Annotated in this window: 19 protein-coding genes and 3 pseudogenes; 6 read left to right on the forward strand and 16 right to left on the reverse strand. The window is 70.9% G+C overall.

Annotated features, from left to right (window positions below):
- The first annotated feature begins 40 nt into the window (after positions 1–40).
- Positions 41–1,045 carry a porphobilinogen synthase gene (gene hemB / locus LNW71_RS17875; protein ID WP_250969148.1) on the forward strand — a complete coding sequence of 335 codons (1,005 nt, stop codon included), beginning with the start codon at positions 41–43 and terminating at the stop codon, positions 1,043–1,045.
- An 86-nt stretch (positions 1,046–1,131) separates the two neighbouring features.
- Here the strand turns inward: hemB and LNW71_RS17880 are convergent, their stop codons facing one another.
- From LNW71_RS17880 to LNW71_RS36975, 8 genes and pseudogenes are all read right to left on the reverse strand, one after another.
- Entirely contained in the window at positions 1,132–1,308 is a 177-nt protein-coding gene (locus LNW71_RS17880) for a hypothetical protein (protein ID WP_250969149.1), read from the reverse strand.
- Positions 1,305–2,978: a transglycosylase domain-containing protein gene (locus tag LNW71_RS17885; RefSeq protein ID WP_250969150.1), complete on the reverse strand. Its 1,674-nt coding sequence runs from the start codon at positions 2,976–2,978 to the stop codon at positions 1,305–1,307. Before LNW71_RS17885 ends, LNW71_RS17880 begins: the two co-directional genes overlap by 4 nt.
- Before the next feature lie 242 nt (positions 2,979–3,220).
- Complete coding sequence (locus LNW71_RS17890) at positions 3,221–3,751, reverse strand: HEAT repeat domain-containing protein (protein ID WP_250969151.1); 531 nt, start codon at positions 3,749–3,751, stop codon at positions 3,221–3,223.
- A 49-nt stretch (positions 3,752–3,800) separates the two neighbouring features.
- Positions 3,801–4,151, reverse strand: coding sequence for a hypothetical protein (locus LNW71_RS17895; protein WP_250969152.1), 351 nt, complete (start codon positions 4,149–4,151; stop codon positions 3,801–3,803).
- A gap of 56 nt (positions 4,152–4,207) precedes the next feature.
- A complete protein-coding gene (locus LNW71_RS17900) occupies positions 4,208–4,996 on the reverse strand; it encodes a DUF4253 domain-containing protein (RefSeq protein ID WP_250969153.1) in 789 nt (262 codons plus the stop codon).
- Between the two features lie 62 nt (positions 4,997–5,058).
- A complete protein-coding gene (locus LNW71_RS17905) occupies positions 5,059–5,298 on the reverse strand; it encodes a DUF397 domain-containing protein (protein WP_250969154.1) in 240 nt (79 codons plus the stop codon).
- Positions 5,295–5,888: a DUF5753 domain-containing protein gene (locus LNW71_RS17910; RefSeq protein ID WP_308294500.1), complete on the reverse strand. Its 594-nt coding sequence runs from the start codon at positions 5,886–5,888 to the stop codon at positions 5,295–5,297. The genes LNW71_RS17905 and LNW71_RS17910 overlap by 4 nt, the downstream gene beginning before the upstream one ends.
- 59 nt (positions 5,889–5,947) lie before the next feature.
- Positions 5,948–6,118 (reverse strand): annotated as a pseudogene (locus tag LNW71_RS36975) (helix-turn-helix domain-containing protein); the annotation flags it as partial.
- A 113-nt stretch (positions 6,119–6,231) separates the two neighbouring features.
- Between LNW71_RS36975 and LNW71_RS17915 the strand changes: the two are divergent.
- Positions 6,232–6,626, forward strand: a pseudogene (locus tag LNW71_RS17915) (ATP-binding protein).
- Positions 6,627–6,640: 14 nt separating this feature from the next.
- Here the strand turns inward: LNW71_RS17915 and LNW71_RS17920 are convergent.
- Together LNW71_RS17920 and LNW71_RS17925 are read right to left on the reverse strand one after the other, a co-directional pair.
- On the reverse strand, positions 6,641–7,531 hold the full coding sequence (locus LNW71_RS17920) for a HEAT repeat domain-containing protein (protein ID WP_308294501.1): 891 nt from the start codon (positions 7,529–7,531) through the stop codon (positions 6,641–6,643).
- An 80-nt stretch (positions 7,532–7,611) separates the two neighbouring features.
- On the reverse strand, positions 7,612–8,340 hold the full coding sequence (locus LNW71_RS17925) for a DUF4232 domain-containing protein (RefSeq protein WP_250969155.1): 729 nt from the start codon (positions 8,338–8,340) through the stop codon (positions 7,612–7,614).
- A gap of 310 nt (positions 8,341–8,650) precedes the next feature.
- Between LNW71_RS17925 and LNW71_RS17930 the strand changes: the two genes are divergently transcribed.
- On the forward strand, positions 8,651–10,081 hold the full coding sequence (locus tag LNW71_RS17930) for a helix-turn-helix transcriptional regulator (RefSeq protein ID WP_250969156.1): 1,431 nt from the start codon (positions 8,651–8,653) through the stop codon (positions 10,079–10,081).
- On the opposite strand, the gene LNW71_RS17935 is transcribed toward LNW71_RS17930, so the two are convergent.
- Positions 10,042–11,568 carry a hypothetical protein gene (locus LNW71_RS17935; RefSeq protein WP_250969157.1) on the reverse strand — a complete coding sequence of 509 codons (1,527 nt, stop codon included), beginning with the start codon at positions 11,566–11,568 and terminating at the stop codon, positions 10,042–10,044. The genes LNW71_RS17930 and LNW71_RS17935 overlap by 40 nt on opposite strands.
- A 247-nt stretch (positions 11,569–11,815) precedes the next feature.
- On the opposite strand from LNW71_RS17935, the gene LNW71_RS17940 reads away from it, so the two are divergent.
- On the forward strand, positions 11,816–13,060 hold the full coding sequence (locus tag LNW71_RS17940; RefSeq protein ID WP_250969158.1) for a phospholipase D-like domain-containing protein: 1,245 nt from the start codon (positions 11,816–11,818) through the stop codon (positions 13,058–13,060).
- A gap of 115 nt (positions 13,061–13,175) precedes the next feature.
- Here the strand turns inward: LNW71_RS17940 and LNW71_RS17945 are convergent, their stop codons facing one another.
- Positions 13,176–13,589, reverse strand: coding sequence for an ATP-binding protein (locus LNW71_RS17945; RefSeq protein ID WP_250969159.1), 414 nt, complete (start codon positions 13,587–13,589; stop codon positions 13,176–13,178).
- 226 nt (positions 13,590–13,815) lie between these two features.
- On the opposite strand from LNW71_RS17945, the gene LNW71_RS17950 reads away from it, so the two are divergent.
- Entirely contained in the window at positions 13,816–14,244 is a 429-nt protein-coding gene (locus LNW71_RS17950) for a hypothetical protein (RefSeq protein WP_250969160.1), read from the forward strand.
- Positions 14,245–14,354: 110 nt separating this feature from the next.
- On the opposite strand, the gene argS is transcribed toward LNW71_RS17950, so the two are convergent.
- A complete protein-coding gene (argS, locus tag LNW71_RS17955) occupies positions 14,355–16,127 on the reverse strand; it encodes an arginine--tRNA ligase (RefSeq protein ID WP_250972047.1) in 1,773 nt (590 codons plus the stop codon).
- Between the two features lie 134 nt (positions 16,128–16,261).
- Between argS and lysS the strand changes: the two are divergent.
- A pseudogene (gene lysS, locus LNW71_RS17960) lies at positions 16,262–18,027 on the forward strand (lysine--tRNA ligase).
- A gap of 141 nt (positions 18,028–18,168) precedes the next feature.
- On the opposite strand, the gene LNW71_RS17965 reads toward lysS, so the two are convergent.
- From LNW71_RS17965 to LNW71_RS17975, 3 genes are all read right to left on the reverse strand, one after another.
- Complete coding sequence (locus LNW71_RS17965) at positions 18,169–19,593, reverse strand: DUF2637 domain-containing protein (RefSeq protein WP_250969161.1); 1,425 nt, start codon at positions 19,591–19,593, stop codon at positions 18,169–18,171.
- A 375-nt stretch (positions 19,594–19,968) separates the two neighbouring features.
- Positions 19,969–20,844 (reverse strand): DUF3558 family protein, encoded by an 876-nt coding sequence (locus tag LNW71_RS17970; protein WP_250969162.1) that lies wholly within the window; start codon positions 20,842–20,844, stop codon positions 19,969–19,971.
- A 188-nt stretch (positions 20,845–21,032) separates the two neighbouring features.
- Positions 21,033–21,872 (reverse strand): DUF3558 domain-containing protein, encoded by an 840-nt coding sequence (locus LNW71_RS17975; RefSeq protein WP_250969163.1) that lies wholly within the window; start codon positions 21,870–21,872, stop codon positions 21,033–21,035.
- Positions 21,873–21,929: the final 57 nt, after the last annotated feature.

Consider the following 21,929-nt stretch of genomic DNA (forward strand, 5'->3'; position numbering starts at 1 on the left):
GTCGGTAAGACGGTGAGGTGCGCGGGTCTAATCTCGAAGGATGACTGTGTACGGAAACTTCCCCGGCTCTCGCCCCCGACGGCTGCGGACGACCCCCGTGATGCGGCGGATGGTCGCCGAGACACGGCTCGACCCGGCGAATCTGATCCTGCCCGCGTTCGTGCGCGAGGGCATCGACGCGCCTGTCGCCATCTCGGCCATGCCCGGCGTGCAGCAGCACACCCTGGACACCCTGCGGAAGGCCGCCGTGGACGCGGTCTCGGCGGGCGTCTCCGGGATCATGCTGTTCGGTGTGCCGCTGGACGAGAAGAAGGACGCCCGCGGCACGGCGGGCACGGACCCGGACGGCATCCTCCAGCTCGGTCTGCGCGCGGTGCGCGAGGAGGTCGGTGACGATCTCGTCGTCATGTCCGACCTCTGTCTGGACGAGACCACCGACCACGGCCACTGCGGGGTGCTGACCGAGGACGGCCGGGTCGACAACGACGCGACGCTGGAGCGGTACGCCGAGATGGCCCAGGTCCAGGCCGACGCGGGCGCCCATGTGGTGGGCCCCAGCGGCATGATGGACGGCCAGGTCGGCGTGATCCGCGACGCGCTGGACCAGACCGGCCACGAGGACGTGTCGATCCTCGCGTACACGGCGAAGTACTCCTCCGCGTTCTACGGCCCGTTCCGCGAGGCCGTCGGGTCCTCCCTCAAGGGCGACCGCAAGACGTACCAGCAGGACCCGGCCAACGCCCGCGAGTCGCTGCGCGAGCTGGCGCTCGACCTCGACGAGGGCGCGGACATGGTCATGGTCAAGCCGGCCGGGCCGTACCTCGACATCCTGGCCAAGGTCGCCGAGTCGGTGGACGTGCCCGTCGCCGCGTACCAGATCAGTGGCGAGTACTCGATGATCGAGGCCGCCGCCGAGCGCGGCTGGATCGACCGGGACGCGGCGATCATGGAGAGCCTGACCGGTATCCGCCGGGCCGGCGCGCAGATGATCCTGACGTACTGGGCGACGGAGGTCGCGCAGCGGCTGGGGCGCGGCGGCTCCTGAAGCGGTGACCACGAAGGTCCCGCCCTGCCCGTGAGGTACTCCGGGCGCAGGGCGGGACCTTTGCGTGACCCGTCCGGCCAGTGGCTCTACTTCCCGGTGGCGTAGGAGGTCCAGATCCGGAGCGGGAAGACGTTGCCGCGGTCCGCGTCGTCTCCGCCCACGCCCTGCATTCCCAGCAGCTGAGGGGTGCCCGGCTTGTTGCGGAACATCGTCACCGCCGTGGTCAGTCCCTTGGCGTGGCCGATGAACCAGGCCGACCTCATCCGGTCGTCCCCGTCGGTCCCGCCCCCGAGAGGCCGTCGAGAGCCGTGGAGCCGGCGAGCACATCGAAGTTCCTGTCCCGCGCCAGTGCCGTCCAGGCCACCATCCCCAGGGTGTTCTTCACGTCGTCGGCGACCGAGGCGTCCATCGCGCGCTGCGGCGCCGGCTTCCCGAAGCCCTCGACCGTCTCGCCGTCCCGCGTCACGCTGGTCACCGAGTACGGGTCGGCCCTCATGCCGCCGTTGCTGAAGGCGGTGTACGCGTCCGCCATCCTGACCGCGCTCGGTGTGGACGTGCCGAGGGCGAAGGACTTGTCCAGGCGGGCCAGGCTGTCCTCGTGCAGCCCGGCGGCGACCGCCATCGCCTTCACCTTCTTCAGCCCGATGTGCTTGCCGAGCCGTACGAAGGTGACGTTGGCCGACCTGATCAGCGCCTCGCGCAGGGTCGTCGGCGCCGTGACCGGCACCGCGACCGCGCCGCCACCCGGCCGGTCCGTGGGCACCGCGCGCGGGCCGCTCGTGATGAGATGCCCCGCGCTGTCGTAGCCGCTGTCCAGGGTGATTCCGTCGCCGTTCTGAAGAGCCGCGGCCAGCACGAAGGGCTTGAAGGCCGAGCCGACGGGGACGCCCGCGGTGTCGGCGTTGTTGGCGAAGCGGGTGGTGGCGTCGGCTCCGCCGTAGACCGCGACCACGGCTCCGTCCTCGGGGCGCACGGACGCGGCCCCGACCTCGACGTACTTGTCCGCCGGGCGCTTCTCGGGGTCGAGGTCGCGCCTGCGCACGCTCCGCACGGCCCGCTCCAGCTCCCGCACCCTGGCCTTCTCGAAGGTGGTGTGCACCCGGTAGCCGCCCCGGGCGAGGTCCTTGGCGGTGAGGCCCGAGCGCTTCTTGACGTACTTGTTGGCGATGTCGACGAGGTAGCCGGTCTGGCCGCCGAGGCTGGTCGGCTTGACGGCGTCCCGCGGCTCGGGGAACTTCGTGTACGTGGCCCGCTCGGCCTTCGTCATCATGCCGTTCTCGACCTCCCGGTCCAGGATCCACTTCCAGCGCTCGACGGCGCGTTCGTGGTTGTCCTTGCCGCCCGCCGGGTCGTACTGCTCCGCGCCCTTGAGCAGGGAGGCGAGCATCGCCGTCCGGCTGGGGTCGAGTTCCTTCGCGGGGACTCCGTAATACGTGACCGCCGCGGCCTGGATGCCGTAGGCGCCGCGGCCGAACCAGCTGGTGTTCAGATATCCCTGGAGGATCTCCGCCTTGCTCTGCTTGTTGCTCAGCTTGAGCGAGATGAAGAACTCCTTGAACTTCCGCTTGGCCGACTGCTCCTGGCTGAGGTAGGTGTTCTTCACGTACTGCTGGGTGATGGTGGAGCCGCCCTGGGTCTCACCGCCCTCGACCATGCTGACGGCCGCGCGGGCGATGCCCTTCACCGATACCCCGGAGTCGGAGTAGAAGGTCTCGTTCTCGGCGGCTATGACCGCGTGCTCCATGGAATCGGGTATGTCGGCGAGCGTGACGCTCTGCCGGTTGACCGCGCCCACGCTCACCAACTGGCTTCCGTCCGCCCAGTAGTAGACGGTGCCCTGCCTGCGCGCCTCGGCGTTCGCGTCCGGGATGTCGACGGAGGAGTACACGGCGGCGAACAGCCCGGCCAGCGCTCCGATTCCGAGCAGGGTCACGCTCAGCACCTGCCGCCACGAAGGGACCCAGCGCCGCCAGTTGGTTCTCCCCCTGCGGGGGTAGTCGACGCGGCGCCCGCGGGGGGCTTTCGGGCGGATGGGGCGTCGGAACATGCTCCAGCTCCTCGTTCACCGTCCGCATCGGGGGGTTGCGGACTTGTGGGAGGAGATGTTCCGGATCGCGATCAGGTTGTCTCGGGGCCCCGTCCGGGCCGCTCCCGACGGGCGGCGGGCCGGTGGGCTCAGGCCGCCGGTTCGCGGCCCCAGGCCTTCAGGATCCGGGCCGCCTCCAGGCCCAGGGCCCGGTCGTCTGCCAGCCGGTGCAGGACCTCGGCCCGGTCGTCGCTCGGGCCCGCGTGGTTGAGAGCGGCCAGGGCGTTGTCGCGGACGAGCCGGTCCTCGTCGTCGAGAACGGCGGCCGCCATCGCCTCGTGGACCTCCGGATCGTCCGCGTAGGGGCTCAGGGCCATGGCCGCGTACTGGCGCACCAGCTCGTCGTCGGGGCCGCGCATCACGGTCAGCAGGGCGTCGCCGGCGCGCCGGCGGTGGGCGTCGTCCGTGGGCGGCGACAGTCGCAGGGCCTTGGTGGCCTCGACCCTGGCGAGGTCGTACTCCTCGGGGTCCGCGGTCACCGAGGCGATGAACGGCAGTGCCACCGGGTGGTCGGGCCGGTCCGTGAGTATGTCCCTTATGTCGGCGACGAGTTCACGCTTCTCGTCGCTCTCGGCGGGCAGCGCGCGGAACTGATCGATGAGGCTCTCTGTCCGGTCCATGCTGTGTGGGTTTCCCCGTCGGCGCCGGTGCATTCCCGGGCGGCGTGTTTCACGGCAGCTCGACGAGGCCGGAGAACAGCAGGTAGGCGAGGACGACCGCGACGGGTGCCAGCAGCGCGAAGAGGGCGCGTGACCCGGCCCGGTCCGGCCGGCGTGGCAGGCACCAGCTCACGAGGAGCAGGAGCAGTGCCACCGCCAGACCGCACACCAGGACCGTCAGCGCGGTGTCGAAGCTCGCGTCGAACCGGTCGGACTCGGCGTCCGAGCACGAGTCGCACGCCATGGGCGAGAGCAGGCCCCAGATCAGCGTGAGGAACGCGAGCGGCAGGGTGACGACGGTGGAGATCAGCGGCGCCACCCAGCCGCCCCGCCGGGAAGTAGTGAGCTCTGCATCGGCCATGCGTGCTATTCAACCGTGGTCCGGGCAGCGGGACATGAGCTCCGGTACTCAGATGCTCAGTCCCACCAGAACGACCAGGTCTCCCGGCCGAGCAGCGCCTCGCCCGCGTACTTCTCCAGGGTGTCCAGCGCGCTCTGGTGGATGTTGTCCGGGCAGAACGCGAAGTGCTCGGCGGCCAGCGCCAGCGCCTCCGCCTCCGTGGTGGGCGGCCGCCCCACGCTGACGGTCAGGGTGTCGAAGCCGAGGGCCACGACCCGTATGCCGAACCTGTCCTCCCAGGAGCGCAGGACCGCGCAGAGCCGGGCGACGTCGTTCTCGTGGTTGAGCGGGCCGCTCCAGCCGATCGCCGCCGGGATGTCCGCACTGCGCCTCGCCGGCACGAGCGCCAGGCGTGCCCCCTCCAGGGCCATGCCGTCGTCGGTCAGCATGTCCGCCAGCTCCGCGGCCAGCGTCTCCGGGCTGTCCGGGCCGTCTGCCACGGGCGTGGGCGCCAGCCCCGGCCAGGCGTTCTCGGTGTCGAGCTCGTCCTGCGCGTACGCGTCCCATACCTCGCTCAGGACGTCCTCCGCGTCATGGTCGCCGGGATAGGACGTACCGCCCGGGTCGAGGTCCCACGCCTGGGGCCACTGGTCCCGTCTCCCGCCGTCGATGAGCACCGGCAGCAGCCCGAGGCCCCGCCCCGCGTCGCGCAGCGCGGCCCAGTCGCCGGGGGCCGCGGGCCCGTCCGCGTACCAGAGCAGCGGTTCGTGCCACGGCCCGTCGGTCGTGGCGTCCACGACTGTGCCGGGCGGGAGTTCGAGCCCTGAGGTGGCCAGGGACGGGAGCGGGTTCGGAAGCGTCGCCATGTCGAGGAGCGTACGGGCGGCCACTGACAGCCGGTCGCCCCGCTGGGCGGTCCGCCGGTCGGTCAGGAACCGATGTGCGCGGCGAAGGCCGACCAGGTGGTGGGGGCGAGGGTGAGCGTGGGGCCCTCGGGGTTCTTGGAGTCCCGGACGTGGACGGCGGCGGGGTGCGCGGCGATTTCCACGCAGGCGCCACCCTGTTCGCTGCTGTAGCTCGACTTCTGCCAGTCGTAGGTGACTTCGAGGCAGGCGCCGCCCTCGTCGCCGCTGTAGCTGGACTTGAACCACGCGCGTGCAGTGCTCATTGCTCTCCTAGCAGCCGGTCCAACAGGCCTTTTGTGTCCTCGGTGTTGAGGGCCTGCGTTCGCAGCATCGCATATTTGCGTTCCAGGATGCTTACTTCATCCGGGGCCGAGATGAGCTGACTGCCACGTTGTGTCTCGGTGTATGCAAGACGCTGATGGTCCGGAGTCTCCAGGAGGATGAACGGTCCGGAGAGGCCTGCGTGTGTCCTTCTGCCGAGGGGCATGATCTGGATCGCGATTCCGGGGATGTCAGCGCAGTCACGCACATGCCGCAAGGTCTCGACATGTACCTCGTCCCCGCCGAGGCGGTCGATCAGGATCGCCTCGGAGACAATGAAACTGGCCGTCGGTGGCTGCTTTCGCAGCAGGATCTCGCGACGGTCGACCCTCGTCGTGATGCGCTGTCCGATTTCCTCCTCGGTGAGAGCCGGTACGTCGGTGCGGAACACCGCACGCGCATAACTCTCCGTCTGGAGCAGCCCCGGCAGCACCTGGTTCTCGAACCACGACAGGGCCAGCGCTTCCCGCTCCAGGTCCAGATACTCCTCCGCCCAGGCCGGCACCAGATCCACCTCCGGCAGGTTCTCCACCGCCGTCTCCAGCGCCCCTTCGTCTCCAGCAGGGCGTCCAGGCGGCGGGCCAGCGGCAGCTGGAGGGCGCGTCTGCCCTGCTCGATGGAGGCGATGGTTTCGGGCTGGGCGCATACCTGGTCAGCCAGTTGGCGCTGGGTCAGCTCCGCCGTGGTGCGGAACCGGGCGACCAGCGCGCCCACGAGCTTCATTGCCGACGCGTTCTTGCGCTGCCGCTTCCTGGGTTGCATACGGTCCCCACTTCCCACCCGCCTTCGTGCTTCACGCGCGCCCGGCCCGTACAAGAAATCTGTACGGGTGCGCGCACTGCGACAGAGTAGTGACCGGGTGTGACGCTCGTCCCATGAACGAGACGATGCAACTCCCGCTGCTGCGCGAGCGGTTCTTCCGGCGGGACCGCCGGTCGGTCCGGGCGGCCAGGGAGTTCGTGCGGGACGCGCTCGCCGACTGGGGGTTCGGTGCGGTGCGGGCGGACGACGTGGTGCTGTGCGTCAGTGAGCTGGCCACCAACGCGCTGGTGCACGGGGTGCCGCCCGGTCGTGGGTACCGGGTGATGCTGTGGCTGCGGGACGAGGGGCGGGTACGGGTCGAGGTGCACGACAGCGGTGACGGGCGGCCCGGGGTGCGCGAGCCCGACGGGGAGTCGGGGCGGGGGCTGGTGATCGTCGCCGCGCTGGCGGACCGGTGGGGGTGGGGGAGCGCGTGCCCGGGAAGGTCGTGTGGTGCGAGTTCGGCTGAGGTGGCGGGCCGGGTCAGGCCGGGTTCAGCCGGTCGGTGAGGTCGACGGCCTCGCGTACGTCCTCGTCCGGGTCATCGGACAGCTGCCTGAGCAGCTCGCCGACGCCGGGGGTCGACCAGCCGGCCACCGCCTCGACCAGGGCGGTCCGGACGGTGGGGTCGGGATGGCCGGCGAGGTGGGCCAGTTGGCCGACCGGGCCCCGGCGGCGCATGCCGAGCCAGTGCAGGGTCGCGCGCAACTGGGCGGGGTCGCCGGGGTCACCGGCCTCGGCGATCCGCCGGAGGAGGACGGGGGTTGCCGGGGCGGGGCCGTCGAGCGGGTGCGGCCTGCGTCGGCGCAGCCTTTGCGAGCCGTACTCGCCGCGCACCCGGCAGCCGTAACAGGTGCAGGGCGGCTTGCCGTTGGAGTCGGGGAAGTAGCGCCAGCCGGTGACCTGGCGGACGGCGTGGAGGCGGTGGATCTCGCTCCGGGTGACGGCCCGGGGGACGAAGACCTCCCAGCCGCGCGGGTCCTCCAGCTCGGCCACCCGGCGCACGGCGTCGCTCGCCGTGGTCGTGACGTGGGTCCGGCCCGGCCGGTTGCTGTAGTGGCCGACGGTGACGGCTTCGTCGTCCGGCAGCCGGAGCTGGACGGCGACGAGGCCGCGCGGGCCGCCGTGGCGGGCGAGTTCGCGCAGCCACTGGTGAGTCAGCGTGTAGGAGGGCAGGACCGGGAAGCAGAACAGGCCCTTGTCCCCTCCCGGCCGTGACTGACGGCCCGTATACCGGACTTGCGGATGCGGGCCGCGTTGGCCGCGGGTGTCAGGTGTACGAACATGGCCATGGCGCGATCGTAGGGGAGCCGCCGGGGCGAGATCACGGGGATTTGCAGCGGCGGCGGCCTGTCCGTGGACGGGGAGACCCACCGGATCTGGTTCGAGTACGACTTCGGGACCGGCACCGGTGACGGTGCCGGCCCCGGTGCCGGTTTCGAGGGGGGCGGGGCTCAGTAGACGAGGGCGTCGGCCATCTCGGTCTGCCAGTACGTGACGAAGCCGTTGTCGTCCCAGTAGGTGTTCGCCGGGAGCGTCAGCTGGGCCGGGGTGCCAGTGGAGCTCTCGGGGCTCCTGCCGGAGAAGTTCACCTGGAGGCGGGTGGCCTTGCGCGGGGCGGGGCCGCTGCCGGGCTCGCCGGTCAGGCCGATGGAGGCGTATGCGGACTGGCCCGGGTCGAGCGTCACGACGGCCTGCGGCTGGCTGTCGTCCAGGACCGGGAAGACGGCCTGCGCGTCGTCGAACCGGAGCTTGGGTGCGTAGTACGCGTAGCAGGGGCGGTTGCCCGCGTTGGTCAGGGTCAGCAGCAGGTGGTTGAGGGGGCGGCTCACCTTGCTGACGGTGGACTTGGTGTTCCCGCCGTCGCAGGCGACGGGCTTGCGGTCGGTGGTGCTGCCCGCCTGCTCCGTGGAGCCGGTCGCGCCCTTTCCGCCGTTCGTGGCGGGCGGCGCGGTGTTCTTCGGCGTGCCGCCCGCCTCGGCGTCGGCGTCGGTGCCGTCCTTCTCCGGCACCGCGGCCGGGGACTGGGACTGCTTGTCGGTGGTGTTCGCCGCCGAGGCGGACGATCCCGCCTTGCCGTTGTCGCTCGTGCTGCCGTCGTCACCGCTGCATGCGGTGAGCGAGAGGGCGGCCAGGAGCGCGGTGGTGGCGAGGACGGTGGTGCGGATGCGGTTGCTGCGCATGGTGGTGCTCCCCGTGAAGTGGTGGTGGTCTGAGCCGCTCAGTGCTGGGTGATCAGGACCATGACGACGGTGCCGGTCACGATCACCACGCCGATGGCCAGAGCATCGATGAGCTCGATGCGGAAGAGGGTTCGCATTGCTCGTCCCCCGTGGTCTCTGCGGTGTGGTCACAGCTTGTGGGGCAGCAGATTCCGGCCGCAACGCCCGCCGAGCCATTGGGGATGCTGGAATGCCTGCGCGTACTGTGACCTGGGCAGATTCCATGTCCCTGGAACGGTATTCCGGGATGGATCAGAGGGGGAGCACGCCAGTGGCGACGCCGGAGGCCGAAGAATTCGCGGCCCTGCTCAAGGAACTGAAGGGCCGTTCGGGGCGCAGTTACGGGGTGCTCGCCACGAAGCTGCACGTCAGCACGTCGACGCTGCACCGGTACTGCAACGGGGACGCCGTCCCCAACGAGTACGGGACGGTGGAGCGGCTGGCCCGGTTGTGCGGGGCCACGTCGGACGAGCTCGTGGAGCTGCACCGGCGGTGGATCGTCGCGGAGGCTGCGCGGCGGCGCGGGAAGTCGGAGGCCGGTAAGCCGGAGAGCGCGGCGGCGGGGGAGGCCCCGGCGGCTCCCGTGGTCGATGCGGTGCCCGATGCGGGGAGTTCGCCGGCCCCGGCTTTCGAGGCCGAGAGCCGGCCCCGGCCGGAACCCGAGTCGGAACCCGAGCCTGAGGCCGGGGCCGGGCCGGAAGGGGAGCCCGGACCCGGGTCCGACCTGGAGCGGGAGCACGGCCCGCGGCCCGAGGTTCCCGTGGCCCGTTGGCGCCGCGCGTCCGCCCGTACCCGCGTGTTGCTGGCGACGGCCGCCGTGGTCGCGCTCACCGTGCCCACCGCCGTCGTCGCCAACCACCTCGCCGGGGCGAGCCAGGACGACGCCGGGCGTCCCCCGGCCGTGGCGGGCGTCGAGGACGGCAAGAAGGCGGACGCCGTGTCCGGCGCCTCGGAGAGTGCCGCCGCCTCGCCCAGCGCGTCGCGAAAGCCGAGTCCTTCCGCGAGCACCGGGTCCGCCACCCCGTCCGTACGTCCCACCACGTCCGTGTCGCACGGGGCCGGGGCCAAGCCGGCGGGCGGCACCGGCCGGCCGCCGACCGTCACCATCAGCTCGTACAACTGGGAGGAGCCCTGCGGCCAGTACTACCTGCTGGACCAGGGCGCCGATTTCGTGCCTCCGCCGCCCGTGCCGCAGGACACCCGCGGCTGGGCACGCGCGCTGGGTGGGGTGGACGGCGGCCAGATGCTGCTCGAACTCACCGTGCAGGGCACCTCGCAGGAAGCGGTCGTCCTGCGGGGCCTGAACGTGCGGGTGCTGAACCGCGGCGCACCCCTGAAGAGGTCCGCGTTCTCGATGGGCGAGGGCTGCGGGAGCGGTATCCAGCCACAGTCCTTCGACGTGGGCCTGGACGACAGCCGTCCCACGCTCACCCCGGTGGCGGGGAAGCAGGGGGACGAGACCGTGCCGGCGAAGGACTTCCCGTTCCGGGTCTCCTCCAGCGACGTGGAGGTCTTCGACCTCGACGCGCATGTGGAGGGCCATGACGTGAGCTGGTACCTGGAACTGGACTGGAGCAGCGGCGGCCGGACGGGCACCCTGCGCATCGACGACGGCGGCAAGCCGTTCCGTACGAGCAGCATCGCGGGGCGGCCGGAGTACCGCTACAACAGGCAGACTTCCAAGTGGGAGGCCGCCGGCTGACGGGCGGTCACCGAGGTCTCCCCGCCGTCCTCGACCTCCCCGCCGTCCTGATGCACGATCTCGGTCCACGCCATCATCGTGCGGACGACCGCGTAGTCGTGGCTCAGTCCGGCGCCGTCCATGACCACGGTGCCGAAGCTGTCGCCGGCGGACCAGCTGCAGGCCACGTGCGCGCCCGGTTCCTCGTCGCCGCTCGCGTACGAGACGCAGTGGACCGGGGCGCCGGTGGGGCCGTCCCAGGTGGCGTCGATGACCGAGTCGGACTCGGCGAGCCCCCGTTCGTAGCTGTCGGCCGTGTCCGCCGGCACGTCGTGGAAGTCACCGGTCGCGCCGAAGACGAGGGTGCTGGGCAGGCCGCCGTTGTCCGCCAGGTGCTCCACGGTTCCGTAGGCGTACGAGAACGAGCCGGCCCGGGACGGCATCCACACCGCGGCCAGGTCCGCGTCGACACCGTCCATGGCCGGCCGGGCGGAGAGCAGGGGCTCACCGAGGAAGGTGGCCGGTGCCGATGCCGTGTGGTGCGGGGGCGCGGCGCGCACGTGGTCCATGAGGGCCAGGGGAGAGACCAGGGCGAAGACCGCGAGGGTGACGGCCGTCCAGAGCACGGCGAAATCGCGGACTCCGGGTGCCGGGGGCGGCGGGAGCATGCTGTACGTGGGATCGCTGTCGCCCGGAGCCGGAGGTGGCAGGAGACGGGCCAGGGCGCGGATGCAGGCCCGGCTCTCCAGGGCGCCGACCACGAGGTGCGGAACGATGGTGAGCAGGGCGGCTGCCGCTGCCCACACCGACACGGGGGACGCGGTCCTGGGGATCAGGGCCACGGTGGCCAGCGCCGCCGCGACGAGCACGCTGAGGATCGGGGTCCGTACATGGGCCCGGAGCAGTCGGCGGCGCGGGCGGCCGAGGGCGGTAAGGGTCTCGGCACGGATCACCCGGCGCAGGTCGTACGGATACCGCTGGGCGTCCTCCTCGGCCAGCCGGACAGCTTCGGCGGTGCTCGGGGCGCTCGCCAGGGACGTACGGACGTCATGGCGTTGCATACGGGCGCCGGACCGGGGAATCGGGCCGGCGAGCGAGGGCCTGCCACCGGTACCCATACGGACCCGGTCGAGATGGAGCGCCTGCGGCGATCCGGGGGCCAGTGCGCTGACCCGGTCGGCCAGTCCGGGACCGCGGGAGTGGCGGCCGGGGCGGTCGAGCGCATCGGATTCCAGGCAGAGTTCGGCGTACGCGGTCAGCAGGTCCAGGTCGTCGGGGAAGGCCGCCAGGCCCTGGCGGTAGGCCCGTTCGGCCTCGTCGTCGTGGTCGTCGTCGTTCTCGCGGGCGTGCGCGCGGCCGAGCAGGGTGTGGAGCGCAGGGTCTGGGCCGAACTCCTCCAGTGCGGCGGTCGCCCGCGCACGCGCGTCGGCGGGTCTTGCGGCCTGAAGGGCGGCGTGAGCCGCGGCCTTCGCTCCTTCGAGCGTGTGCTCGTGATCGGTGCCCTGCATGGAGATCCCCACCCCTGGTCATGCGGCCGACGAGGGTCGGCCGCGTCACTATCGCCTGTCGGCCGACGGCCGGTCAACGCAGTTCGGGTGACGATTTAGCAGGTCGGAAGGGGCGTGTGGGGTAGTCGGCATGGGGCGCGTACCTTGACCGGCGGGGGTGGAGAGCCCAGTTCCGGGAAGGTGGTTCGGTGCCCGTTCCGCAGGAGTGGTGAAGGGCACCGCGCAGAGACGATTGTCGAGGAGACGCATGACCAGCAGTACGGACGACAGACCGGAACACCGTGCGGAGGCGGCCGCGGCACAGGAATCCCCTGACGTGGCGCCCTCCGCGGACTTCACGGCCCGCACGCTGCGACTGCGTCGCCGGCTGGAGCGGCTCATCGGGATTGCCGCCACCGAGGGCAACCAGCTCATCCCGCTCCGCAACGGCGACGAGATCTTCGCCGCGATGCTGGACACCATCCGCCGGGCCGAGCACACCGTGGACATGATGACGTTCGTCTACTGGCGGGGCGACATAGCCCGGCAGTTCGCCGACGCGCTCGCCGAGCGGGCCCGTTCCGGCGTGCGCGTCCGCCTGCTGCTGGACGGGTTCGGCAGCAGGCTGATCGAGAAGGACCAGCTCGCCGCGATGGACGAGGCGGGCGTCAAGGTGGCGTGGTTCCGCAAGCCGCTCTACATCTCGCCGCTGAAGCAGAACCACCGCTGTCACCGCAAGGTCCTCCTCGTCGACGAGGAGACGGCGTTCACCGGCGGTGTCGGGATAGCCGAGGAGTGGTGCGGCGACGCCCGCAACGAGAACGAGTGGCGCGACACCCATGTGCAGGTGCGCGGTCCGGCGGTGGACGGTCTCGCCGCCGCGTTCGCCCAGAACTGGGCCGAGTGCCATGAGGAGCTCTTCGACGAACGTGACCGCTTCGTCGAGGCGAAGCCGTGCGGTGACGCGATCGTGCAGGTCGTGCGCGGGTCGGCCAGCTTCGGCTGGCAGGACATGCAGACGCTGCTGCGGGCGGTCCTGGAGTCCGCCGAGGAGCGGATACGGCTGGCGACCGCCTACTTCGCGCCCGACGCGTATTTCGTGGAGCTGCTCTGTGCCGCCGCACGGCGCGGGGTCGAGGTGGAGATCCTGCTCCCCGGGCCGCATACGGACAAGCGGGTCTGCCAGCTGGCGGGGCAGCGCCACTACGAGGCCCTCACCGCCTGCGGCGTGAAGATCTTCCAGTACCAGCCGACGATGCTGCACACCAAGGTCATCACCATCGACCGGGTGGCCTCGCTGATCGGCTCGACCAACTTCAACCGCCGCTCGCTGGACCACGACGAGGAAGTGATGCTCGCGGTGCTGGACACCTCGTTCACCGCGACTCTGGACGAGCACTTCGATCAGGACCTGGAGCTGAGTGAGCTCATCGACGGCCGCAGGTGGCGGCGGCGTTCGGTGGCGCAGCGGGTCCGGGAGGCGTCGGTCGTGCCGATCCGCCGCTATCTGTGACCACCGGCCGGGAATTGATCATTCCGGGCCGGTGCTCCCCCGGCCCGGTTTCCGGTCGGAGTGATTGCGCCGGTAATTCCGCCGCGGTTGCCTGACCTGTCCCGCTCCCTGAAGATCAGCGCGCCAGTGTGGCGAGAATGACCTTTCCCTGGTTGCCGCGACAGTGGACGGTGACCTTCCTGGCCAGCCGGAGAATCATCGGCCATCCGAATCCCCCGGTCCGGCCGGTCATGTCAGGGACACGGGACTGCGGGTGGGCGGGGCTCGGGTCGGCGACCCGTACGTGCAGCGCGCCACGGTCGGCCTCGAACGACAGGGCGGTGACGGCTCCGGCGTACCGGATGGCATTCGTCACCAGTTCCGACGAGAGCAGCAGCAGGTTCTGCACCGTATGGGCGGACGGTGCCGGATTGAGTTCCGCGGCGAAGGCCGCGGCGGCGGCGCGTGCGTCGGCCGCCCTGAGCGGCGGCTCGGTCTCCGAGAAAACACTCCGGTCGGAGAGAACGGGTGCGGTGCACTGGTCGGTCATGGTGATTCACCCCGTGGAGAATGTCGTCAGCCGGTCTTGATTGCTTGACTGCGTGTACCCGAGCTTTTTCCAGGTATCCGAAATTGATTCGTACGGGTGAGGTGGAATGTGCTCCTGCGGCGGTGGAGGCGTGCGGATCTCTCCCCGGGGCAGGTGTACGGGACAGGAAAGCGCGGTACGTCCGGAGGCGGTTCCGGGTCGGCCGCCGCGGCGAAGGGAACAGCCCATGAACGAGTCCGTCGACCCCGCACCGGACTCGACTGCGGTGATCACGGAGCCGGTGCCGGATCTCCAGCTCCAGCTGCTGATCCAGCTTCTCGACCGGGAGATGCGCTCCAGCCTGCCGCTCACCCTGACGATCCCCGCCGGTGTTCTGCACGGTGACGTGATCGGTCACGAGGCCTGGAAGGCCGACTGGTCCAGGAGCCTGCGGCAGGTCGAGGGCGAGGGTGCCAACCTCATCGCCGAGTTCCCCGAGACGGTGGACCAGGGCATCAAGGAGCTGCGCACGGACGACGGCGCGCAGCAGCTGCCCCGCTGGATCCATCTGCGGGACGCCACTCTGATCTTCGGCGGTATGGCCCCGCTGCGGCTGCCGCTGTGGCGTGGGCGGCTGGCCGACGTGTCCGGGTGGGCGCTCGGCCGGCCGGAGTAGCGCAGGCCCGCGGACGGGGCGGGACACGGGACAGGGGCGGGGTCCGGCACACATCGGTGTGCCGGACCCCGCCCCTGTCCCGTCAGGACGTGCGGCGCGTGCCGCGTCGCTCAGAGCCGCTCGGGGGTCCGGATGCCGAGCAGCGCCATGCCCTGGTGCAGCGTGCGGGCGGTGAGCTCGACCAGGAAGAGACGGTTCTCGACTACCTCCGCCGGGTTGTCGTCGCTCAGGACGTGGCACTGGTCGTAGAACGTCGTGAGGTGCGAGGCGAGCTGGTAGAGGTACGCGGCCAGCTTGTGCGGCTCGCAGCCCGCCGCCACCTCGGACAGGACCTCGCCGAACTGGTCCAGGTGCAGACCCAGCGCCCGCTCGGCCGGCGCGAGCTCCAGCTCCGGGTGCGCGACCGGCTTCGCGTCGCCGGCCTTGCGCAGGATCGACCGGATACGCGCGTACGCGTACTGGAGGTACACCGACGTGTCGCCGTGCAGCGACACCATCTGGTCCAGGTCGAACTTGTAGTCCCGTACGGCGGAGGTCGACAGGTCCGCGTACTTCACGGCGCCGATGCCGACGTAGCGGCCGTTCTCGACGATCTCCTCCTCGGAGAGTCCGATCTTCTCGGCCTTCTCCCGGACCACGGCCGTCGCCCGCTCGACCGCCTCGTCGAGCAGGTCCTCCAGCCGGACCGTGACACCCTCACGGGTCTTGAACGGCTTGCCGTCCTTGCCGAGCACCGTGCCGAAGGCGAGCTGGTGCGCCTTGACGTCCTCGTTCAGCCAGCCGGCCCGGCGGGCCGTCTCGAAGACCATCTTGAAGTGCAGGGACTGCCGGACGTCCACCACGTACACGAGGGTGTCGGCCTTGAGGTTCTGGACCCGGTCGCGGATCGCGGAGAGGTCGGTCGCCGCGTAGCCGTAGCCGCCGTTCGTCTTCTTGACGATCAGCGGGGTCGGGTTGCCGTCCGGGCCCTTCACGTCGTCGAAGAACACGCACAGCGCACCCTCGGAGCGGACGGCGACGCCCGTCTCCTCCAGGATCCGGCAGGTCTCCTCCAGCATGTCGTTGTAACCGGACTCGCCGACGATGTCCGGGTCGTTGATCTTCATGTCGAGCTTGTCGAAGACCGAGTAGAAGTAGATCTTCGACTCGTCGACGAACCGCTGCCACAGGGCGAGCGTCTCCGGGTCACCGGCCTGGAGGGCGACCACCCGGTTCCGTGAGCGGTCCTTGAACTCCTCGTCGGAGTCGAAGAGGGCCCTCGACGCCTTGTAGAGCCGGTTCAGGGACGACATGGCGGCTTCGCCGTCGGCCTTGTCGTCCTCGTGGTTCAGCTCGCCCGGGTGCTCGATCAGGTACTGGATGAGCATGCCGAACTGGGTGCCCCAGTCGCCGATGTGGTGCCGCCGCACGACGGACTCGCCGGTGAACTCCAGGATCTGCACCATCGCGTCACCGATCACGGCGGACCGCAGGTGACCGACGTGCATCTCCTTGGCCACGTTCGGCTGGGCGTAGTCGATGACCGTGGTGCCGGCGGCGCTGTTGTACGGCACGCCGAGCCGGCCCTCGTCGTCCGCGGCACGGGCGGCCAGGGTCTCGATGATCGACCGGTCCGAGAGCGTGATGTTCAGGAAGCCGGGGCCGGACACCTCGATGTCCTTGATCAGGTCGGTCGCCGGGAGGGCGGCCGTGACCTGGGCGGCCAGCTCGCGCGGGTTGCCCTTGAGCTTCTTGGCGAGCGCCAGGATGCCGTTGGCCTGGAAGTCGGCCCGGTCGCTTCGGCGCAGCAGCGGGTCCGCGGTACCGGCATCCGGCAGGGCTGCCGTCAGGGCGTCCGCCAGCTGCTGCTGGAGCGTGGAAGCGAGGGAATTGACCGAGGCCATCAGCTGGCTGCCGTTTCCGTAGGGGTACAAGGGATGGCCCCAAGTATCCCACGGTGTGTAAAGCCGTTTTCGCGCTGTGGGCGGTACCTGGGAGAATGACGACTGCCCCTATGAGTCCTACAAGAGAGAAGGACGTGCCGACCGTGGCTCAGAGTCAGAGCAGCACCGAGACCGACTGGGTCTCCCGCTTCGCGGACGATGTCATCGCCGAATCGGAGCGTCGTGCGCCTGGCAAACCGGTCGTCGTCGCCTCCGGTCTCTCCCCGTCGGGCCCGATCCACCTGGGCAACCTCCGTGAGGTCATGACCCCGCACCTGGTCGCCGACGAGATCCGCCGCCGCGGTCACACCGTCCGGCACCTGATCTCCTGGGACGACTACGACCGCTACCGCAAGGTGCCGAACGGCGTCCCGGGGTCGACGAGTCCTGGGCGGAGCACATCGGCAAGCCGCTGACCTCGGTGCCCGCCCCGGCCGGGTCCGCGTACCCGAACTGGTCGGAGCACTTCAAGGCCGCGATGACGGACGCGCTGGACGAGCTGGGTGTCGAGTACGACGGCATCAGCCAGACGGAGCAGTACCTGGCGGGGACGTACCGCGAGCAGATCCTGCACGCGATGCGGCACCGCGGCGACATCGACGCGGTCCTGGACCGCTACCGGACCAAGAAGGACCCGGCCGCCGGCGGCGCCGGCAAGGGTGGCAAGAAGCCCCAGCAGAAGAAGGCCGACGAGGCCGAACTGGAGGCCGAGGCGGGTTCCGGCGCGGCGAGCGAGGACGACGGCAGCGGCGGCTCGGCGGGCTACTTCCCGTACAAGCCCTACTGCGGCAACTGCGAGAAGGACCTGACCACGGTCACGTCGTACGACGACGACAGCACCGAGCTGAACTACACCTGTTCGGCCTGCGGCTTCGCCGAGACGGTCCGGCTGAAGGAGTTCAACCGCGGCAAGCTCGTCTGGAAGGTCGACTGGCCGATGCGCTGGGCGTTCGAGGGCGTGATCTTCGAGCCGAGCGGGGTGGACCACTCCTCGCCCGGTTCGTCGTTCGTCGTCGGCGGCCAGATCGTCCGCGAGATCTTCGACGGCGTGCAGCCGATCGGACCGATGTACGCCTTCGTCGGCATCTCCGGCATGGCGAAGATGTCCTCCTCCAAGGGCGGCGTGCCGACCCCGGCCGACGCGCTGAAGATCATGGAGGCGCCGCTGCTGCGCTGGCTGTACGCGCGGCGCAGGCCCAACCAGTCCTTCAAGATCGCCTTCGACCAGGAGATCCAGCGGCTCTACGACGAGTGGGACTCGCTGGAGCGCAAGGTCGCCGACGGCTCCGTGCTGCCGGCCGACGCCGCCGCGCACGCCCGCGCGATCGGGACGGCCGCCGGTGAGCTGCCGCGCACGCCGCGCCCGCTGCCGTACCGCACCCTCGCCTCGGTCGCCGACATCACGGCCGGGGCCGAGGACCAGACGCTGCGCATCCTCAGCGAGCTGGACCCGGAGAACCCGCTGACCTCGCTGGACGAGGCCAGGCCGCGGCTGGACCGGGCCGAGAACTGGATCACCACCCAGGTCCCGGCCGAGGCCCGCACCGTCGTCCGCGACGAGCCGGACAAGGAACTCCTCGGCTCGCTGGACGACCAGGGCCGCGAATCGCTGCGGCTGCTGGTGGAGGGGCTCGACTCGCACTGGTCGCTGGACGGGCTGACCACGCTCGTCTACGGCGTGCCGAAGACGCTGGCCGGCCTGGACGCCGACGCGAAGCCGACGCCCGAGCTGAAGACCGCGCAGCGGTCGTTCTTCGCGCTGCTGTACCGGCTGCTCGTCAGCCGGGACACGGGGCCGCGCCTGCCCACGCTGCTGCTCGCGGTCGGGGCGGACCGGGTGCGCCGGCTGCTCGGCGCGTAGCGGCCGGCTGCCGCGCAGGACGTACGGCGAAGGGCCGCCACCCGGTGCTCGGGTGGCGGCCCTTCGCCGTTGCACAGCCGGTCAGGCGCTCAGCCGTCCGGTCGCTGCGGCGTTCGCCCGGTCGCCGAGTGGTTCAGGTGTTCACGCGATGTGATCCGCTTCGAGCTCGGCGTGGTAGCGGTTCTTGAAGCCCTGGATCAGCTGGCGGAGCAGGGCCGCGCTGCGCGGGTGCCGCACGTTGTGGCCGTCCGACAGGTGTATGTCGAGGACCTCGATGCTGGGGTACGTGCTGTGCTGGGTCACGAACGCGGCGAAGACCTCATACGCGATCTCGCTGAACTCCGCGTCCTCCTGCGCCCACTCCTCGGCCCATTCCTCGGCGGCCTCGGCGACCGGCTTCGGCTGCTCCGGGGCCTCTTCGGCCTCGGGGGACGGCAGCCGCTGCTCGCTGCGGGGACCCGGCACGGCGCCGATCGTGCCCACGTTGCCCAGCGGACGGGTGCGGCCGGGGCCCGTAGGGATCATCACCGGGGTGGGCTCCAGGCCGTCGACGTACGTCGGGTTGTACGAACCCTCGTACGCGCCGTCCGGCGCCTGCGCCGCGAACCACGGGCTCTCGTGCGAAGCCGGGCCCTGCTGCTCCTGCCACTCCTCGGCGGCGGGGTCCTGGGGGTGCGCCTGGGGGTAGCTCTGGGGAGGGTTCTGCGGGTGGTTCCGGAGTTCGTTCCCCGGGTGCTGCGGCTGGTGCTGGGGCTCGGCGTACTGCTCCTGCTGCCCGGCGTGAGCGGGGGCGAGCTCCGGCTGCCGGCCCTGGGTCTCGCCCTGGACCTGGGCCTGGGCCGTCTCGACGGCGGCGGGGGCCGGGGGCAGCAGGGCCGGTTCGATGCCTGCGGCGGCGAGCCCGGCGGGGCCGGTCTCGGCCAGCGGCACGCCGTACTTCGCGAGGCGGAGCGGCATCAGGGACTCGACGGGGGCCTTGCGACGCCAGTTGCGGCCGAAGCGGGCCTGGAGGCGGGCCTGGTAGATCAGCCGGTCCTGTTCGAGCTTGATGACCTGCTCGTACGACCGCAGCTCCCACAGCTTCATCCGCCGCCACAGCCGGAACGTCGGGATGGGGGAGAGCAGCCAGCGCGTGAGCCGGACACCCTCCATGTGCTTGTCGGCCGTGATGTCGGCGATCCGGCCCACGGCGTGCCGGGCGGCCTCGACGGAGACCACGAACAGCACCGGGATCACGGCGTGCATGCCGACGCCGAGCGGATCGGGCCAGGCCGCCGCGCCGTTGAACGCGATCGTCGCGGCCGTCAGCATCCAGGCCGTCTGGCGCAGCAGCGGGAACGGGATGCGCAGCCACGTCAGCAGCAGGTCCAGCGCGAGCAGGACGCAGATGCCGGCGTCGATGCCGATCGGGAAGACCAGCGAGAAGTTCCCGAAGCCCTTCTGCAGGGCGAGCTCGCGCACGGCCGCGTACGAGCCCGCGAAACCGATCGCTGCGATGAGCACCGCTCCGGCGACCACGAGCCCGATGAGTATCCGGTGCGTGCGTGTCAGCTGCATCGCGGCCACCCGCGACCCCTCCCCGCTTCTTCGTCTCCGACGTCCGGTCTGGAAGGACGATTTCGAGTTCTGGCGGGCACAGCCTGGCACATGCGGGCGTGGTGCGTTGCGCGGGGAGGGGCGAAGTCCGGTTCCGGGATGAGGGCCGGGCTTCGTAAAACCGCTTCTGCGCAGGGGCGTTGGGGCTTCAGGGCCCCTGCGGTCGGGTGTTTCGGGGCGGGGAGGGAACGGTCAGGCAGCCTTCTTGACCGAGGACTTCGGGCGGCCGGCAGGCTTCGTGCCAGGGGTCTGCGCGGCCGACCGGGCCGGGGGCTGAGCCGGCCGGCCTGCTGGGATTCAGGCAGCCGGTCGACCTTCGGGGCTCAGCCCGCCGGCCGCCCGGGCTCAGCCTGCCGACTTGGCCGTGGACTTGGTGGTCTTGGCCTTGGCCTTGGCCGTGGACTTGCCGGAGGCCTTGGTCGCCTTGTCCGTCGTCTTGCCGGTCTCCTCGTCCGAGGCCTTGTCCGATGCCTTGGGGGACTCGGGCGAACCGCTCGCCTTCGCGCTCTCGTTGGCGGTGGCGACGGCGGCGACTGCCTCCTTGGCCGCCTTCTCGGCGCCCTTCAGGATGTCGTCGGCGGACGGGGTCTTCGCGCCCGCGTAGCCCGCGCCGTTGTACGTGAGGGTGACGACGACGTTCCCCGTACGGGCGATGACCGTCGCGTACTTGAAGTCCTCACCCGTCTTGTCGAGGTCGTAGGTGACCTTGGTCGCCTCGTCGCCGATGGAGCCGACGGGAGCCGTGACGAGCTTCTTCGCACCCTCGGCCGCCTTGGCCTTGGCGAGCTGCTTGGCCATGTCGTCCCCGGCCCGGTCGGCGCCGCTGCCAAGGGCCTGGTCCGAGGCGAAGCGGGTGAAGCCGACGTCGAGCCAGCGGTACTGGGAGCCCTTGACGCCGTTGTCGTCGAGGCCGTTCCAGGAGCAGCTGCCGCGGGCGGCGGTGTCACTGGACTTGCCCTCGGTGCCGTTCTTGTCCCTGGCCGAGGGGACCAGGGACTTGACCGTCTTCGCGGTGATCGACTTGCACGGGTCGGGCAGCTCGGCGAACTTCGCCGGCGCGACGCTCGCCTTCGACTGTGTCGCGTCCGGCGCGGCGGACGACGAGGAGGAGCCCTCGTCCTTCTTGCTGTCGGAGTCCGACGAGCAGCCGGCGACGACGAGCATCACCGGAACGGCGGCGCAGGCGAGTATGCGGGTGAGTCGCGGGGCTGATCGGTGCATGGTTCCTTCACTCGGGTGGCGCGGCGGTCGGGCTGCCGGTTGGTGGGCGGGCGGCGGACGCCGGACGTCGGGCGGGTGGCAGACGTGGTTCCGGAGGGCCACGGTACGACGGACGGCAGCCGGATGCCGCCTCGGCCGGATGGTTCGCCGGGCGGTCGGCCGCCGGTCCGGACCGGCCGGGGACGGGGTTACTCGCTGAACCTGTCGACCAGGTTCCCGCCCAGTGCCTGGGCCTTCTCCTGCAGTTCCTTGCTGTCGGGGACCTCGGTGGAGAGGGCCGGCTGCGCGGTGTACTCGATGGTCACGATGACGTTCGATGTGCGGAATACCACGCTCACCGTGCGGTGCTGTGCGGTGGAACCTGCCCGGGTGAGCAGATCGTCCAGAAATGCGCTGTCGCCGAGGGAGTCGAGCATGCGGGGCTGGAGGTTCTCGGCGGAGCTGCCGTCGGTGGTGTCCCCGCTGCTCTTCCCGCCTGTGCCCGGGTCCGTGCTCTTGCCCGCGTCCGTCTTCTCGCCCGCGGTCCCGGACGGGGAGCTCCCGGGGGAGTCCGAGGAGCTCGGGGTCCCGCTCTCCGGTCCGTCCGACGAGCCGGAGGACGAGGGCAGATCGGCGGCGGCCTCCTTCTTCGCGTACACCTCGCGGGCGCGGTCGTCGTCGCTCACGGACGGGTCGTAGGAGACGACGCGCTCGAAGTCGACGAGGAGGCTGCGGGTGCCGTCGGGTCCATCGGACTTCCACCGGCAGCCGACCCGGCGGTCGGTGTCGTACGTCACGGTGGCGGAACCGTCGAAGACCTTCTCCTGCTGGGCCTCGGGCAGCTCGGCGGCGCCCGGCAGGAGGTCCTTCAGGGTGGCGGGCGGGATGGAGCGGCAGGCCTCGGGAAGGGTGCGGTACTTGCCCGGGGGCGCGGCGGAGGTGGCCAGGGTGCCGGGCTTGCTGTCGGTGGCGGAATCGCTGGTTCCGTTGCCGCTGCTGCAGCCGACGGCGAGCGCTGCGATGAGCACGGCGCCGGGGGCGTACGCCATTCGTCGCACGGTCCTGGGCTCCCTTCGTGCGAAAAACGGTTGCCGCTCGTCGGCGGC

The organism is Streptomyces sp. RKAG290, from assembly GCF_023701695.1.
GTDB lineage: Bacteria > Actinomycetota > Actinomycetes > Streptomycetales > Streptomycetaceae > Streptomyces.